The sequence below is a fragment of the Nocardioides anomalus genome (assembly GCF_011046535.1).
Classification (GTDB): Bacteria; Actinomycetota; Actinomycetes; order Propionibacteriales; family Nocardioidaceae; genus Nocardioides; species Nocardioides anomalus.
In genome coordinates, this window is record NZ_CP049257.1 from 2,607,009 (window position 1) to 2,622,903 (window position 15,895).

10 protein-coding genes are annotated in these 15,895 nt (G+C 73.7%); 2 read left to right on the top strand and 8 right to left on the bottom strand.

The window, feature by feature from the left end; genetic code table 11:
• Together G5V58_RS13170 and G5V58_RS13175 are read right to left on the bottom strand one after the other, a co-directional pair.
• Complete coding sequence (locus G5V58_RS13170) at window positions 1-558, bottom strand: uracil-DNA glycosylase (RefSeq protein WP_165233368.1); 558 nt, start codon at window positions 556-558, stop codon at window positions 1-3.
• A gap of 52 nt (window positions 559-610) precedes the next feature.
• Window positions 611-817, bottom strand: a complete 207-nt coding sequence (locus tag G5V58_RS13175; protein WP_165233371.1) for a hypothetical protein — start codon at window positions 815-817, stop codon at window positions 611-613.
• Between the two features lie 268 nt (window positions 818-1,085).
• Between G5V58_RS13175 and G5V58_RS13180 the strand changes: the two genes are divergently transcribed.
• Both G5V58_RS13180 and G5V58_RS13185 read left to right on the top strand, forming a co-directional pair.
• Window positions 1,086-5,651, top strand: a complete 4,566-nt coding sequence (locus G5V58_RS13180) for an ATP-dependent helicase (protein WP_165233374.1) — start codon at window positions 1,086-1,088, stop codon at window positions 5,649-5,651.
• Between the two features lie 8 nt (window positions 5,652-5,659).
• Entirely contained in the window at window positions 5,660-6,460 is an 801-nt protein-coding gene (locus G5V58_RS13185; RefSeq protein ID WP_165233377.1) for an Fpg/Nei family DNA glycosylase, read from the top strand.
• On the opposite strand, the gene G5V58_RS13190 is transcribed toward G5V58_RS13185, so the two are convergent.
• The 6 genes from G5V58_RS13190 to rimO all read right to left on the bottom strand — a co-directional run bounded on the left by G5V58_RS13190 (window position 6,461) and on the right by rimO (window position 15,879).
• Window positions 6,461-9,409 carry a reprolysin-like metallopeptidase gene (locus G5V58_RS13190; RefSeq protein WP_165233380.1) on the bottom strand — a complete coding sequence of 983 codons (2,949 nt, stop codon included), beginning with the start codon at window positions 9,407-9,409 and terminating at the stop codon, window positions 6,461-6,463.
• A 16-nt stretch (window positions 9,410-9,425) separates the two neighbouring features.
• Window positions 9,426-9,710, bottom strand: coding sequence for a helix-turn-helix domain-containing protein (locus G5V58_RS13195; RefSeq protein WP_165233383.1), 285 nt, complete (start codon window positions 9,708-9,710; stop codon window positions 9,426-9,428).
• A gap of 43 nt (window positions 9,711-9,753) precedes the next feature.
• Complete coding sequence (locus G5V58_RS13200; protein WP_165233386.1) at window positions 9,754-10,269, bottom strand: CinA family protein; 516 nt, start codon at window positions 10,267-10,269, stop codon at window positions 9,754-9,756.
• A gap of 23 nt (window positions 10,270-10,292) precedes the next feature.
• Window positions 10,293-13,724, bottom strand: a complete 3,432-nt coding sequence (locus tag G5V58_RS13205) for an ExeM/NucH family extracellular endonuclease (protein WP_165233389.1) — start codon at window positions 13,722-13,724, stop codon at window positions 10,293-10,295.
• A gap of 183 nt (window positions 13,725-13,907) precedes the next feature.
• Window positions 13,908-14,528, bottom strand: coding sequence for a CDP-diacylglycerol--glycerol-3-phosphate 3-phosphatidyltransferase (gene pgsA, locus G5V58_RS13210; protein ID WP_165233392.1), 621 nt, complete (start codon window positions 14,526-14,528; stop codon window positions 13,908-13,910).
• A 4-nt stretch (window positions 14,529-14,532) separates the two neighbouring features.
• Window positions 14,533-15,879, bottom strand: coding sequence for a 30S ribosomal protein S12 methylthiotransferase RimO (gene rimO / locus G5V58_RS13215; RefSeq protein ID WP_230487354.1), 1,347 nt, complete (start codon window positions 15,877-15,879; stop codon window positions 14,533-14,535).
• Window positions 15,880-15,895 lie beyond the last annotated feature (16 nt).

Sequence of the window (15,895 nt, forward strand, 5' to 3'; positions counted from 1 at the left end):
TCATCCACCGGCCAGCCCCCGCGTCCGGACCAGCGCGCCCTCGACCTCCACGCGGGCGTGCGGCCGGGCGGCGTAGTTGTTCGGGCTCGGGTGGATCGACGCCACGACCGCGATCCCCCGCCCGGCCAGCTCCGCCCCGACGACGGCCACGCACCGTCCCGCCGGCCGCCCGAACGGCAGCACCACCCGCACCTCGGGCAGCAGCGCCAGCAGCCGGAGCAGCACCTCGGCGCCGGCACCCTCGTCGGCCCGCGTCACCGCGGCGTTGCGGCGCTCGGTCCCGACGTACCACGGCACGGCGTTCCACAGCAGCCCGAGCGAGCGCGGCGTGCCGGTGTCGCGGAGCGCCAGCCACAGGTTGCGCGCGGTGGCGTCGTCGTTGTCCACCGACACCATGCCGCTGCGCAGCGCGCCGCGCCGCGACGGCGTCTCCAGGACCATGAGCACCCGGGCTCCCACGCCGCCGGAGTCCGGGTCGACGTACGGCACCGGCGCGCCGCGCTCCGTCGCCAGCGCCTCGACGAACCGGTTGACCGCGCCCACGTGCGGCTCGTGCACCCGGGCCAGCTTGGCCCGCAGGACGTCCGGGTCCCGGTGGCCGCAGGGGGCCTCAGTCGTGGGCGTCGTCCTCGCCGGGCGTCTGCACCGACTCCGCACGCGTGCCCGAGGAGTCCGCGACGCGCTCGTCGGACTCGGCCAGGATCGCCGCGGCCTGCGCCTCCGGGTCGTCGCTCCCCGCCGCCTCCTCCTCGGGCAGCAGCTCCGCCCGGCGATCGATCCGCTCCCGCTCGGTCTGCTCCTCGGGCGTCTCGCTCATGGTCGTCAACCTACTCAGCGGTCGGCGCGGGTCTCACCGAGCACCTGCAGGACGGCCTCCTCGGTGAGCCAGCAGGGGGCGAGGGACCCGCCCGCGACCGGCCCGCAGACGGCGGCGAGGGCCGTGGTCTACGGCGTTACCGGGTCCGGCTCCACCGACGAGGATCGAGCCCGGTCGTCCGGAGGTCGACCACCGCGCAGACCGGCACGGGCGTCCGGCTGGACCTGGTACCGGCCGACTGTCGGTGGTCTGAGCAAGACTTGTCGACATGTCGTCCGCCGACCCCGCGCCCCACCCCGCCCTGGGCCGCTTCAGCGAGCCCACGCGCGCGTGGTTCTCGGCGGCCTTCGCGGAGCCGACGCCGGCGCAGGTGGGCGCGTGGGAGGCGATCGGGGCCGGCCGGCACGCGCTGGTGGTGGCGCCGACCGGCTCCGGCAAGACGCTGTCGGCGTTCCTGTGGAGCCTGGACCGGCTGCTGAGCAGCGAGCGGCCGACCGACAAGACCAAGCGCACGCGGGTGCTCTACGTCAGCCCGCTCAAGGCCCTGGCGGTCGACGTCGAGCGCAACCTGCGCAGCCCGCTGACCGGCATCCGCCACACCGGCGACCGGCTCGGCCAGCCGGTGCCCGAGGTGACCGTGGGCGTGCGCAGCGGCGACACCGCGGCGGCCGATCGCCGCAAGCTCGTCTCCGCGCCGCCGGACATCCTCATCACCACGCCCGAGTCGCTGTTCCTCATGCTCACCAGCCAGGCGCGCGAGAGCCTGCGCGGGGTCGAGACCGTGATCCTCGACGAGGTGCACGCGGTGGCCGGCACCAAGCGCGGCGCCCACTTCGCGGTCACGCTGGAGCGGCTCGACGCGCTGCTCGAGCGGCCGGCCCAGCGGGTCGGGCTGAGCGCGACCGTGCGACCGCTGGAGGAGGTGGCGCGCTTCCTCGGCGGTGCGGCGCCGGTCGAGATCGTGGCCCCGCCGAGCGCCAAGGAGTGGGACCTCAAGGTCGTCGTGCCGGTCGAGGACATGACCGCGCCGGAGGCGTACGACGACTCCGGCGAGGAGGAGCCCAGCCGGGCCCAGTCGATCTGGCCGCACGTCGAGGAGCACGTCGTCGACCTCATCGAGCAGCACCGCTCGACCATCGTCTTCGCCAACAGCCGGCGCCTCTCCGAGCGGCTCACGGCCCGCCTCAACGAGATCGCCTTCGAGCGGGCCAGCGGCGAGAAGCTGCTGCCCGGCCAGAGCCCGGCGCAGGTGATGGCCCAGTCCGGGGCGAGCAGCGCGGCCGAGACGGTCATCGCCAAGGCCCACCACGGCTCGGTGTCCAAGGAGCAGCGCGCGCTCATCGAGGACGACCTCAAGCGCGGCCGGCTCCCCGCCGTGGTGGCCACCAGCAGCCTCGAGCTCGGCATCGACATGGGCGCGGTCGACCTCGTCGTCCAGATCGAGAGCCCGCCCAGCGTGGCCAGCGCGCTCCAGCGCGTGGGTCGCGCCGGTCACCAGGTCGGCGAGGTCAGCCGGGGCGTGCTGTTCCCCAAGCACCGCGGCGACCTGGCCCAGACCGCGGTCGCGGTCCAGCGGATGCGCAGCGGTGCCATCGAGAGCCTCGGCGTACCCGCCAACCCGCTCGACGTGCTGGCCCAGCAGATCGTGGCGGCGACCGCGATGGAGGCCTGGGGCGTCGACGACCTCTACGCCCTGGTCAAGCGGACGGCCAGCTTCGACAAGCTCCCCCGCTCGGCGTACGACGCGGTGCTGGACCTGCTGTCCGGCCGCTACCCGAGCGACGAGTTCGCCGAGCTGCGCCCCCGCATCGTCTGGGACCGGGTCACCGGCACCCTCACCGGCCGTCCGGGCGCCCAGCGGCTGGCCGTGACCAGCGGCGGCACCATCCCCGACCGCGGTCTGTTCGGCGTCTTCCTGGTCGGCGGCGAGGGCCCGGGCAAGCGGGTCGGCGAGCTCGACGAGGAGATGGTCTACGAGTCACGCGTCGGCGACGTCTTCGCCCTCGGCGCCACCAGCTGGCGGATCGAGGACATCACCCACGACCGCGTCCTGGTCACGCCCGCGCCGGGCGTGCCCGGGCGGCTGCCGTTCTGGAAGGGCGACGCGCTCGGCCGGCCGGCCGAGCTCGGGGCCGCCGTCGGCGCGTTCACCCGCGAGCTGGCCAGCCTGCCCAAGAAGAAGGCCGAGCAGCGCGCCAAGGCCGAGGGGCTCGACGACTACGCCGCCGGCAACCTCGTGACCTACCTCCACGAGCAGCTCGAGGCGACCCAGGTCCTGCCCAGCGACCAGACCCTGCTGGTCGAGCGGTTCCGCGACGAGCTCGGCGACTGGCGCCTGGTCCTGCACTCGCCGTACGGCACGCCGGTGCACGCGCCCTGGGCGCTGGCCATCAACGCCCGGCTGCGTGAGCGCTTCGGCATCGACGGCCAGGCCGTCGCCTCCGACGACGGCATCGTCATCCGCATCCCCGACACCGACGCCGAGCCACCCAGCGGCGAGATCGTGGTCTTCGCGCCCGACGAGATCGAGGACGTCGTCACCCAGGAGGTCGGCGGCTCGGCGCTGTTCGCGTCCCGGTTCCGCGAGTGCGCCGCCCGCGCCCTGCTGCTCCCGCGCCGCGACCCCGGCCGCCGCAGCCCGCTGTGGCAGCAGCGCCAACGAAGCGCGGCCCTGCTCGAGGTCGCCTCGAAGTACCCCTCCTTCCCCATCGTCCTCGAGGCCGTCCGCGAGTGCCTCCAGGACGTCTACGACCTGCCCGCGCTGGTCCAGCTGATGCGTGCGGTCGAGCAACGCAGCGTCCAGGTCACCGACGTGGCCACCGCGTCCCCGAGCCCGTTCGCGCGCAGCCTGCTCTTCGGGTACGTCGCGCAGTTCGTCTACGAGGGCGACTCCCCCATAGCCGAGCGCCGGGCCGCGGCCCTCTCGCTCGACCAGGGCCTCCTGGCCGAGCTGCTCGGGCGCGCCGAGCTGCGCGAGCTGCTCGACCCCCAGGTGCTCACCGAGGTCGAGGACGAGCTGCAACGGCTCACCCCGGAGCGCAGGGCCCGGGGCGCCGAGGGCGTGGCCGACCTGCTCCGCCTGCTCGGCCCGCTGTCCGCCGAGGAGATCGCGGCCCGCACGGCCGAGGGCGTCGACGCCCCGGAGGCCCTGGCCACCCTGGCCGCCACCCGGCGGGTGGCCGAGGTGCGGGTGGCCGGCGAGCCGCGCTGGGTCGCCATCGAGGACATCGGCCGGCTGCGCGACGGGCTCGGGGTCGCCGTGCCACCGGGCACTCCCGACGCCTTCACCGACCCCGTCGACGACCCGCTGGCCGACCTGGTCTCGCGCTACGCCCGCACCCACGGTCCCTTCACCACCGAGGACGTCGCCACCCGGCTCGGGCTCGGTGCCGCCGTCGTGCGCCTCACGCTGCAGCGGCTCGGCGGTCAGGGTCGGGTGCTCGACGGCGAGTTCCGACCGGGCGCCTCCGGGCTGGAGTGGTGCGACGCCGAGGTGCTGCGCTCGCTGCGCCGGCGCAGCCTGGCCCGGCTGCGCAAGGAGGTCGAGCCGGTCCCGCCGGCCGCGCTCGGACGGTTCCTCAGCGCCTGGCAGCACGTCACGTCGACGGGCAACCGGGGCGGGCTGCGCGGTGTCGACGGCGTGCTGAGCGTCATCGACCAGCTGGCCGGCGCCCCGGTGCCGGCCAGCGCGCTCGAGCCGCTGGTGCTGAGCGCACGGGTGCGCGACTTCGAGTCGTCGTACCTCGACGAGCTCACCGCCTCCGGCGAGGTCCTCTGGGCCGGCCACGGCTCGCTGCCCGGCTCCGACGGCTGGGTGAGCCTCCACCTCGCCGACCAGGCGCCGCTCACGCTGCCGGAGCACGAGCCGTTCGAGCACAGCGAGCTCCACCAGTCCGTGCTCGACGCGCTGGCCGGCGGCGGGGCGTACTTCTTCCGCCAGCTCGCCACCCAGGTCGGCGCCCGCGACGACAAGGCCCTGAGCGCCGCGCTGTGGGACCTCGTCTGGGCCGGCCGGATCAGCAACGACACCCTCACCCCACTGCGTGCGCTCACCCGTGCCGGTGGGGCGGCCCACCGGACCAAGCGCGCGCCCGCCCGCCCGCGCATGGCCAGCACCACCGGCCGCGGCGGGATGGCCCTGCGCAGCGGCCCGCCCGAGACCGCCGGTCGCTGGGCCCTGCTGCCCGAGCTCGACACGGACCCGACCCGCCGGGCCCACGCCGCCGCCGAGCGCCTGCTCGACCGGCACGGCGTGGTCATCCGCGGCGCGGTCATGAGCGAGCGGCAGCCGGGCGGATTCGCCGCGGTCTACAAGGTCCTGTCGGCCTTCGAGGACTCCGGTCGCTGCCGGCGGGGGTACTTCGTCGAGGGCCTCGGCGCCGCCCAGTTCGGCACGGCCGGTGCCATCGACCGGCTGCGCACCTTCTCCGAGGTCGACGACGGTGGCGACGGGGCCAAGCCGGTCGCGGTCTGCCTGGCGGCCACCGACCCCGCCAACCCCTACGGCGCGGCCCTGCCCTGGCCCGAGAGCGAGGGCGGCCACCGCCCCGGACGCAAGGCGGGCGCCCTCGTGGTCCTGGTCGACGGCGAGCTGACGCTGTACGTCGAGCGCGGCGGCAAGACCCTGCTCACCTGGAGCGAGGACCGCGAGCGGCTCGACCCCGGCGCCGCGGCCCTGGCCGAGGCGGCTCGACGCGGCTCGCTCGGCCGGCTCACCGTCGAGCGGGCCGACGGCGAGGCGCTGCTGGGCGGCGGCTCCACCCCGCTGCGCGAGGCGCTCGACGCGGCCGGGTTCGTCACCACGCCGCGCGGGCTCCGGCTCCGCGCGGCCTAGGCGGCGGCGTGCCCGAGGGCGACACCGTCTACCGCGCCGGCCGGCTGCTCGACCGCTCGCTGAGCGGCCAGGTGCTGACCGTGACCGACTTCCGGGTGCCGCAGCACGCCACCGCCGACCTCAGCGGCGGCACCGTGCTCGAGACCGTCTCGCGCGGCAAGCACCTGCTCACCCGCATCTCCCACGGCGACGGCGACTGGACGCTGCACACCCACCTCAAGATGGAGGGCAGCTGGAAGGTCGTCCGCCCCGGCCAGCGCTGGCCCCGCGCGGCCAGCAACGCCCGCGTGGTGCTCACCACCCAGCGCGCGGTCGCCATCGGCTTCTCCCTCGGCATCGTCGAGCTGCTCCCCCGCCACCTCGAGCCCGACGTGGTCGGCCACCTCGGCCCCGACCTCCTCGGCCCGGACTGGGACGAGGAGCATGCCCTGGCCAACCTCCGCGCCGACCCCGGCCGCCCCCTCCACGAGGCCCTCCTCGACCAGCGCAACCTGGCCGGCATCGGCAACATGTACGCCGCCGAGCTCTGCTTCGTCGCCGGCCTCCACCCCGAGACCCCCGTCGCCCAGGTCGACGGCCTCCCCCGCCTGGTCCGCCGCGCCCGCCAGATGCTCGACCTCAACAAGGAGCGCCCGGTGCAGACGACCACCGGCGACCTGCGCGAGCGCGAGCGCCTGTGGGTCTACCGCCGCGACAAGTCCGCCTGCCGCCGCTGCGGCACGCCCATCGCCGTCGCCATGCGCAAGCGCGGCCCGGTCGGACGCGAGCGCGCGTCGTACTGGTGCCCGAGCTGCCAGCCCGAGACCTGACTAACGCTTCGGCCGCACCATCCGCACGCTCACCGGGGTCTGGCTGCCCACCACGATCGGCGAGCCGAGGTAGACGAGGGTGAGCTCGTTGCGCCCGGCCCGCAGCTGCTCGGCCCGCTTGGCCCCGACCCGCACGGTGGCGCGCGCCTCGCGCAGGGTCGCCACCCCGAGCAGCTTGGTCCCGAGCCGCAGCTCGACCTCTCCGGCCGGCGCGACGCTCGACGCGACCGAGACCTTGACCCGGAACCCTCGACCGCGGTGGACCCTGCGCGGCTTGGCCTTGCCGGTGGTGCTCGACGTCGTCCGCACGGTGACGGTGGCGGTGTCGGTCGCGGTCAGTCCGGCGTAGTCGGTGGCGCGGACCGTGACCGTCTTGACGCCCGGCGAGGTGTAGGTGTGCTGCAGCGCGAACGACGCGCCGGAGAAGGCCAGCGGCTGCGGGCCGGCCCCGCCGCCGTAGTCGACGCTCAGCTGCTCACCGGTCAGCCGGTCGTCGGCGAAGGTACCGGCGGAGGTGAACACCGCGCCGACCGTCACCACCCCGTCTGGCCCCGCGTCCACGACGGGCGCCGCGTTGCCACCCGTCGGCTCGATGGCGAAGTCCGCGTCGTTGACGTCGAAGAAGTAGTTCCCGACCGCTTCGACCTTGATCCGCGCGTGGCTGGTGGTCACCTCGGGCAGCACCACGAGCTCTGAGCCGTCGTTCGGGGTGGACGAGGCCAGCTCGATCGGGAAGGTCTGCCCTCCGTCGATCGACAGGCTGACGCGCACCAGCGGGGCGAGCGCCGCCCGGTCGGTGCCGGCGACCGACCACGTCACGATCTCCGGTCCCGCACCGGGGGTGCCCGCGGTGGCCCGCGAGGTGACCAGGAACGGCCCCGCCGTGGGGTCGACCGTGAGCGCGACGTCGTCGGATCCGCGGCCGGCGGCGTGGTCCGGACCGGCGTCCGGCGGGGAGGCATCGCTGGCGGTGAGCCGGAAGTGCAGGACCCGCGACCCGTCGCCGCGCCAGTCGCTGGTGGGCAGGAACTCGGAGAAGCAGTCCACGGTCCCCGGGGGCACCGGTCCGCTGTCCGGCAGGTCGGGGCACTCGCCCGTGGCCGCGTTCGTCGGGCCGTTGAGGACCTGGTCGAGGTCGGGGAAGGTCCGCGTCGGGAGGTCGCCGCTCTCGGTCCGCTCCTCGCTGCTCGGGGACCGGAACAGCGGCCCGTCCTCCTTGGCGTTGTCCAGCAGCGCGGTGCCGGGAGCGGTGCCCGCATCGGTCTGCTCCCAGACGTAGGTCAGCTCGTCTCCGTCCTCGTCGCTGCCGTCGCCGGTCAGGGTGAACGGCGTGCCGGTCGGGATGTTGCGGTCGGCCGGCGCGACCACCACCGGGGCGTGGTTCGTGGACTCCGTGACGGTGCCGCCCGGGTCGGTCGGCCCACCGTCGAAGATGGTCCCCGTGGAGGAGGTGAAGTCGCCGACCACCGGTTGCACGGTCAGCGTCGGCACGTCGTCGGTGCTCTCCCAGTCGACGGTGAACGCCGCGCCGGTGACGGCCGAGACACGGGCCGCCTCACCCGTCGCCTCCTGGACCCGCTGGGCGAGCGTCGAGGCGACGTAGTCCGACCCGCGAGTGACCGGCGCCGACGTGGGGCACCCGTCGCAGCTCAGGGTGAAGGAGTTCCCGGTGACGAACCCGCTGAGGTTCACCACCTGACGTTCGCTCGCCGTGGTGGGCGTCGAGGTCGCCGCTTCGATCTGGTCCGCGCTCGCGAACGAGAACGACGGGTCGGCGTGCGCTTGCAGATCGTCGCTGCCGCAGCTGCCGGCGTAGCCCATGATCGACGAGCCGGACCCGGGCTCGACGCGCGTGCTGGGTCCTCCGGTGCACTGGCCGTCGACGCCGTTGAAGGTGCTCTCGGCCCCCATCTGGTGACCGATCTCGTGCGCGAGGTAGTCGAGGACGTAGCCGTCGTCGGTCGGGTCCGCCGACCCGCTGCACCCGCCGGCCTTGTCCGGGCCGCCCACGACCCCGCGACTCGAGAAGCCCGCCGAGACGCCGAAGACGAGGTGGCCGATGTCGTAGTTCGCAGACCCGATCAACCGCTCGAGCGCGAAGGGCATCCGGGTGAGCGTGGCCGGGCCGCAGGTCGCCAGCGACGTGGCCGTGAAGCAGGCGGACGGCGCGCAGGGTCCGTTCGTCCCGGTCTGCTTCGCCGTGGTGTCGAGGTTCAGCGCATCGGTGCCGTCGACCATCTCGAACCGGATGGCGAGCTCGTCACCGAACACGAGGTCGAGACGGTTGACCCAGGTGGCCTTCGCCGCGGTGACGTTCTCGGTGCCGACCTGGTCCGCGAGGCTCTTGGTGCTGACCAGGGCCAGGCGGTAGGTCCGGGTCGACACCAGCCCGCCGGGGTCGGAGGACGGATCGGCTGCCGTCGGCGCAGACCGCTCGGCCGCCTCGGCCTCTCTCCGGACGGGTGGTGCGGACACGGCGTCCCCGGCGCGAGCACGCACTCGGCTCTCGCCGGGGGCGGTCCGCACCGGGTCGACGTACCACGCCGACCCACCGGGTGTGCGCACCATGGCGTGCATGCCCAGCGGCGTGATGTCGAGCCGGATGCTGCTGCCGTCGGCGCCGTGGCCGGCGTAGGTGCGGATCTCGGGGTGGGCGGCCTGCAGCGCCGGCGCCAGCACCGAGTCCTCGGAGACGAGGAAGATCTGCTCCTGACCCGACGGCGTCGGGATCGACACCTCGTGCGCTCCGTCGCCGGCGAGCTGGGTGCGCAACCCCTCGAGATCGGCCCGGAACGTCTCGTCGTCACCGACCGACGGCGTGAAGAACCCTGGCGCTGGCGGCGGATTGGCCGCCCCCGAGCTGGAGGCGGAGGCGATGGGGGTGAGCGCCACCAGAGGCGCGCACAGCAGTGCGGTCAGGACCGCGGCCGTGCGACGCGCCCTCAGCACGGCTCGAGGGTACGGCTCAGGCGGCGCTGGCGACGACGTCGGACGACGCGGGCGCGTCGACCAGGGACTCCTCGAGGGCCACGAGGTCGGAGACCTCACGCAGGACCACCGAGAGCGGCAGGTCGAGGGCCGAGCACAGCGAGGACAGCAGCTCGGAGGAGGCTTCCTTCTGACCGCGCTCGATCTCGGAGATGTAGCCCAGGCTGACCCGGGCCTCGGCGGAGACCTCGCGCAGCGTCATGCCGCGGCGCATCCGCTGGGCGCGGAGCACGTCGCCGAGCAGCCGACGGAACAGCACCATGCGGGTCTCCTCTCGTCCCTCGCGGGGCTACGGGTGGTCAACGCTACCCGAGGCCCCGATCTTCCCGCGGCTCATCTCGCCCCGCCGTGGCGCCGTCCAGCATGCCCGCCAGCGCCGACAGCGCCTCCGCGCACGTCCGCGCCTGGATCGCCGCCCGGTCCCCGACCAGCTCCAGCGCCAGTGCCGTGGCCACCCCCGGCCCGACCAGCCCGACGTGCACCGTGCCCGGCGGGTGACCCTCCTGCCGGTCCGGCCCGGCCACACCCGTCGTGGCCAGCGCCCAGTCGGCGCCGGTGATCAGGGCCGCCCCCCGCGCCATGGCCAGCGCGCACTCGGGCGAGATGACGCCGTACCGCGCGACCAGCTCCTCGGGTACGCCGAGCACCCGCTCCTTCACCGACGTCGCGTAGCTGACCACACCGCCGAGGTAGGCCCGCGACGCCCCCGGCACCGCCGTCAGCGCCGCCGCGAGCTGACCGCCGGTCAAGGACTCGGCGGTCGCGACCGTCGCGCCGCGCTCCACCAGCAGCTGCAGCACCCGCGCGGCGACGACCTCCACGACCCCGAGCGTAGGACGGCGGGCTAGCCCCGCCCGCCCCCCTTGGTCTTCGGCTTGACCTTGACCTTGAGCGTCGTCGTGCTCGCCTCGAGCGTGGAGCTGCCCAGGTAGGTGATGACGACGGTCCGCTTGCCGGGCTTGGTGTACCGGCCGGCCTTGACCACCACGCTGCCGTTGACCAGGGTGGCCGTGACGTCGCGGCCTCCCTTGACGACCACGGTCACCTGCCCGGTCGCCGGCAGTCCGCCGGCTCCCTGGACGTCGACGACCACCTTGATCTTGTCGCCCACGGTCGGCTTGTCCTGCTTGGTGTCCGCCTCGACCGACGACGCGGCCTTGGCGACGCTCAGCGTCGTCGTGGTGCTCGCTGGCTGCACTGCGCCGTCCCCGGAGTAGCGCACCGTGAGGGAGTAGGTGCCGGGGGCGAGCGAGCTGGGCGGGATGGTGACCGTGGTGCGGCCGCCCGTCAGGGTGCCCGTGCCCAGGGTCGCCGCTCCGAGGGAGACCGTCACCGTGCCGGTCGGGGCGGCGCCGGCGGCGGACACCTGGACCGGGATGACGGTGGGCTGGCCGTAGGTCACGGACACCGCCGGCGGCGACTGGACCGTGGCCTGGGCCACGGGGGTGGTGGCGGTGATGCCGACGATCTCCGGGCTGTGGTCGGAGGACCGGAACGGCCCGGCGTCGTAGAGGTCGGTGATGTTGGCGTTGTAGCGGCTGTACTCGTAGAGGACCGACTCGTACCCGTTGATCGGCCACACGTCGGCACCGGTCACGCTGGCCTTCGCGGGGGCGTTGGCGAAGACGTGGTCGAGCGAGCCGATCTGACCGTCGAAGTTGTAGGTCTCCTCACCGGGGTCGGTGGTCGAGTCGACGGCCGCGTAGCCGGCGGTCTCCAGGACCTGCACCGGGTCCTCGTGGGAGTAGGCGTTGAAGTCGCCGACCAGGAAGACCCGGTCGGTGCCGCGGTCGGCCTTGAACTGGTTCGCGAAGCCCACGAGCGCGTTGGCCTGCGCGACGCGGTCCGGGTTGGAGTTGCCCTGCCCGGTGCCGTCGTCGGCGCCCGAGCCCTTGGACTTGAAGTGGTTCACGATGACCGTGAACGCCGCCGAGTCGGGCGCGCCGGTCTTCTTGAACGCCTGGGCCAGCGGCTCACGGGCATTGGCGAACGCCGCGCTGCCCACGAGGATCCTCGAGCTCCCGACCAGTGAGACCGCGGCCGGCTGGTAGATGAAGCCGGTCCGGATCACGTCCTCGTCGCCGATCGGCGGCAGGTCTGCCCCGGTCGGCGAGGGGGCGTAGGCCCAGGTGCCCGGGGCCGACGCCTGGTTGAGGGCGTCGACGAGCTGGCCGATCGCGAAGTCGCGGCTCTTGCCGAACTTGGCCGAGTTCTCCAGCTCCTCGAGCGACACGATGTCGGCGTCTGCGGTCGTGATGGCCGAGACGATCTTGGTCTGCTGGCGGGCCAGGTTGTCGGCGTTCGCAGCGCCTCGTGGCCCGTTGCCGGAGTCGGTGCTCGGGTTGCCGCAGTTGCGGGTGGTGATGTGGTGGGCCTGGCGGTCGTCGTAGTAGGTGCAGACGCCCAGGCCGTTGCCGACGTACTCCTCGCCGGTGGTGGGGAAGAAGTTCAGGACGTTGAACGTCGCCAGCCGGACGTCGCCGCCGACGGGGGCCGGTGCCGCCTCGGCCGCCCGGGTCTGCTCGAGCTGGGGCTGCGTCGAGGACGGGACACCGGCGACGGGGGTGGACGGCTCGACCCGCCACACGCCGAAGTCCTTGTAGAGGACCACCGGGCCCGGGAACGTCACCGATGCTCCCACACGCGGGACGTAGTCCTTCGACATCCAGGGCAGCGCGGAGCCGCTCACGGTCGAGTAGTTCGTGCTCGTCCCGTCGTCGAGGACGATCCGGTGGGCGTCGTTCCACCTGGTCCGGTTCGTCACCTGGACGGCCTGGGTCTGGGCGTCGAAGAGCTCCGTCGGAGCCACCAGGGCCTGGTCGCTCTCGGCGGCCACGCCGAGCTCGCCGAAGTTGGAGCTGCCGCCCTCGTCGCCGGTGCCGTAGTACGGGCGGCCGTCGTAGACGTCGGTGAGGGTCCAGGGGTTCGACGCAGCCGGCTGGAAGGCCTCACCCTCGACGACCTCCCGAGCCGTGTCGAGCGTCGCGCCGCTGAGGCAGGTGTCGCCGGGCAGGGGGCAGTCGGTCCCGGGGATGACGGTCTTGTACTGGACCGCGCCGAGCGACGGGGTGTGTGCGCGCCAGACCGCGCCCGTGAGACGGGTCAGGTCGAAGCTCTCGCTGACCGTCCCGACCACGTCGACCGACGTACCGACGTCCGGGTAGGTGCCGGACCCCTGGACGAAGATCGCGTCCGAGGCGTTCGCGGTGTCCGGACCCGGGGTCTGGACGAAGAAGCCGTTGAGACCGCCGGTCGGGTAGCGCGCCGTCACCACCCCTTGCGTCGCGACCCGCTGGCCGACCTGGGCCGAGGCCGAGCCCGTGCCCTGGATCGTCGCGATGGCCGAGCTGGCGGGGGCGGCGGAGATGGTCCAGGTGAACTGCTCGCTGTCGGTGCCGGAGGTGTCGGTCACGCCCACCGTCACCGTCGGGGCCTCGGCCGTGGTGGGCGTCCCGGTGACGACACCGGTGGCCGGGTCGAGCGAGAGACCTGCCGGCAGGCCGGTGGCGGTGTAGCTCCTGGTGCCGTCCCCGCCGGACGCGACCAGCTGGAGCGGAGCGATCGGGTAGCCGACGTAGCCCGACTGTGGACCGGGGTTGGTCAGGGCGACCGTCGCCGAGGCGGTGGGGTTGTCGGCGTTCGGGGTCGGGGTCTGCGCCGCGAAGTCGTCGGTGTTGACGTCGGTGTCCGTCGCGCTCGTGCGACCGATCGACATGGTCACCGAGTTGCCGGTCGGGCCGGCGCCGGACGCGCCGCCCTCCGGGGCGTTGCTGGTGCCGTAGCCGAGCTTGTCGACCGAGTTCGAGAGGGTCGCCAGGTCGACCGAGGTCGAGCCGTTGATCAGCGCGACCGTGCCGCCGCCGCCGCCAGGGTTGAAGGACCCGGTCGCCGACTGCGACGCCCCGGTCGTCGTCGGCACCGCGGCACCGTTCGCACCGTTGCTGCCTCCGACCACGACGTAGTAGCCGTGGGCGGGGATGGATCCGGTGAGCTGGGTGATGATGCCGGACGCGCCCGTGGTGCCGGGAGCGCGGTACTGGATCGACATGCCGCTCAGGGCGATGTCCTCACCCGTGAGGTTGCGCAGCTCGACGTACTTGTTCGTGTACGTCGCGCCGGCGGAGCCGCCGTTGACGTAGACCTCGTTGATGAGGACCGTGGCGCTGACCGCCTCGGCGGAACCGGGAGCGAGCAGGAGAGGGGCGCCACCCAGGGCCAGGGCCCCCGTGACGAGCGCTGACAGGCGGGCGCGACGGCGCGGCCGGGATGAAGGCATGCGAGATCTCCGAGACTGGTGGGCGGCCCCGCCGAGCCGGGGCTCGACGAGGTCGACGCAGGTGTGACGAGGGGTGCCGGGGGGTCCCGGGCACGGAGAACCTACGCGGCGCCACCGGACCCGAGACGGTGCGACTCGTGAACTCTTGATGACGTTCGGCGGTCCGTCAAGGGCCCGGCGGTCTCAGCGCCCCCGCAGGGCGTGCCGCTGGCGCCAGACGCCGAGGAAGAACTGCGCACCGGACACCACGGTCAGCACCACCGCGACGCCGGTCAGGACGACGGCGAGCCAGTAGAGGACGTCGCCGGGCGTGTGCATCCAGTCCGGCAGGTCGGGGTCGCGGAACGGCAGGACCAGGCCGCCGAGGCCGATGACCTGGACGGTGGTCTTGAGCTTGCCGAGCTGGTCGGCGGCGATCACGACGCGCTTGAGGACCGAGAGCCGGAGCAGGGTGACGCTCCACTCGCGCACGAGCACCACGATGGTGATGACCCACCACCAGGGGCTGTCGAAGATGATCGCGATACCGACGAACGCCATCCCGGTCATGGCCTTGTCGGCGATGGGGTCGGCGATCTTGCCGAAGTCGGTGACCAGGCCGCGTTTGCGGGCGATGTCGCCGTCGATCTTGTCGGTGATCATGGCGACCACGAAGATCGCCCAGGCGATGAGGCGCCAGCCGACGGAGTGGCCGTCGTCGACCAGGAGGGCGGCGCCGAAGAACGGCACGAGCAGGATCCGGATGCAGGTCAGGACGTTCGGGAGGTTGAGGTTGCTCGGCCTCTCGACCTGGGGCTGCGTCACCGGCTCACACCGCCCTCGCGACCAGGTCCACCCCGTCACTGTCCACCACGACGGCGCGGACCAGGTCACCGACCCGGGCGTCGGCGCCGACGAGCGAGGTGGTGCCGTCGACGTCGGGACCCTGGAAGTCGGTGCGACCGACGGGCCCGTCCTCGACGTCCTCGACCAGCACCGTGACCTCCTCGCCGGCGCGCTCCTCGGCGCGCTGGGCGGTGAGCTCCTCGACCAGCTGGGAGACGTGGGCGGTGCGGGCGCGCACCTCGTCCTCGTCGAGCTTGTCGGCGTACGTCGCGGCCTCGGTGCAGTCCTCGTCGGAGTAGCCGAAGACGCCGACCACGTCGAGGCGGCCGGCGACCAGGAAGTCGCACAGCGTCTCGAGGTCCTGCTCGGTCTCGCCCGGGAAGCCGACGATGACGTTGGAGCGCACACCGGCGTGCGGGGCGATGGCGCGCACGCGGTCGAGGAGCCCGAGGAAGCTCTCCGGGTCGCCGAAGCGCCGCATCCGCCGGAGCACGTCGGCGCTGGCGTGCTGGAAGGACAGGTCGAAGTACGGCGCGACGCCGGGCGTCCCCGCGATCGCCTCGAGCAGCCCCGGGCGGAGCTCCGCGGGCTGGAGGTAGGACACGCGCACCCGCTCCACGCCGTCGATGGCCGCGAGCTCCGGGAGCAGCGCCTCGAGCAGGCGCAGGTCGCCGAGGTCCTTGCCGTACGACGTGGAGTTCTCGCTCACCAGGAACAGCTCGCGCACGCCGTCCGAGGCCAGCCAGCGCGCCTCGTCGAGGACGTCGTGCGGGCGGCGGCTGGTGAAGCGGCCGCGGAAGGCGGGGATGGCGCAGAACGTGCAGCGCCGGTCGCAGCCCTCGGCCAGCTTGAGGTTCGCGGTCGGGCCGGTGGTCAGCCGCGAGCGCACGGTGACGGTGCCGCTGGGCCGGTCGGCCGGGCTGATCGGCAGCAGCCGGCGCCGGTCGCTGGGCACGTGCGGGACGTGCTGCTCCCCCGCCACGATCGAGCGAAGCCGGGCGGCGATGTCGGGGTAGTCGTCGAAGCCGAGCACCGCGTCGGCCTCGGGCAGCGAGTCGGCCAGCTCCGCGCCGTACCGCTCGGCCATGCAGCCGACCGCGACCACCGACTGCGGGCCGTGACCGTCACCCTTGAGGTCGGCCGCCTCGAGCAGCGCGTCGACGCTGTCCTTCTTGGCCTGCTCGACGAAGCCGCAGGTGTTCACCACGACGGTGTCCGCGGCGGCCGGGTCCTCGACGAGCGTGAACCCGTCCGCGGCCAGCCGGCCGGCGAGCTCCTCGGAGTCCACCTCGTTGCGCGCGCAGCCGAGGGTCACGAGGGCGACGCTCAACGACTGGCTCACCCGC

Coding starts and splice junctions, on each gene's coding strand:
- G5V58_RS13175 (WP_165233371.1), bottom strand. CDS start 817: ATGAGCGAGACGCCCGAGGAGCAGACCGAGCGGGAGCGGATCGATCGC.
- G5V58_RS13180 (WP_165233374.1), top strand. CDS start 1,086: ATGTCGTCCGCCGACCCCGCGCCCCACCCCGCCCTGGGCCGCTTCAGC.
- G5V58_RS13195 (WP_165233383.1), bottom strand. CDS start 9,710: ATGGTGCTGTTCCGTCGGCTGCTCGGCGACGTGCTCCGCGCCCAGCGG.
- G5V58_RS13205 (WP_165233389.1), bottom strand. CDS start 13,724: ATGCCTTCATCCCGGCCGCGCCGTCGCGCCCGCCTGTCAGCGCTCGTC.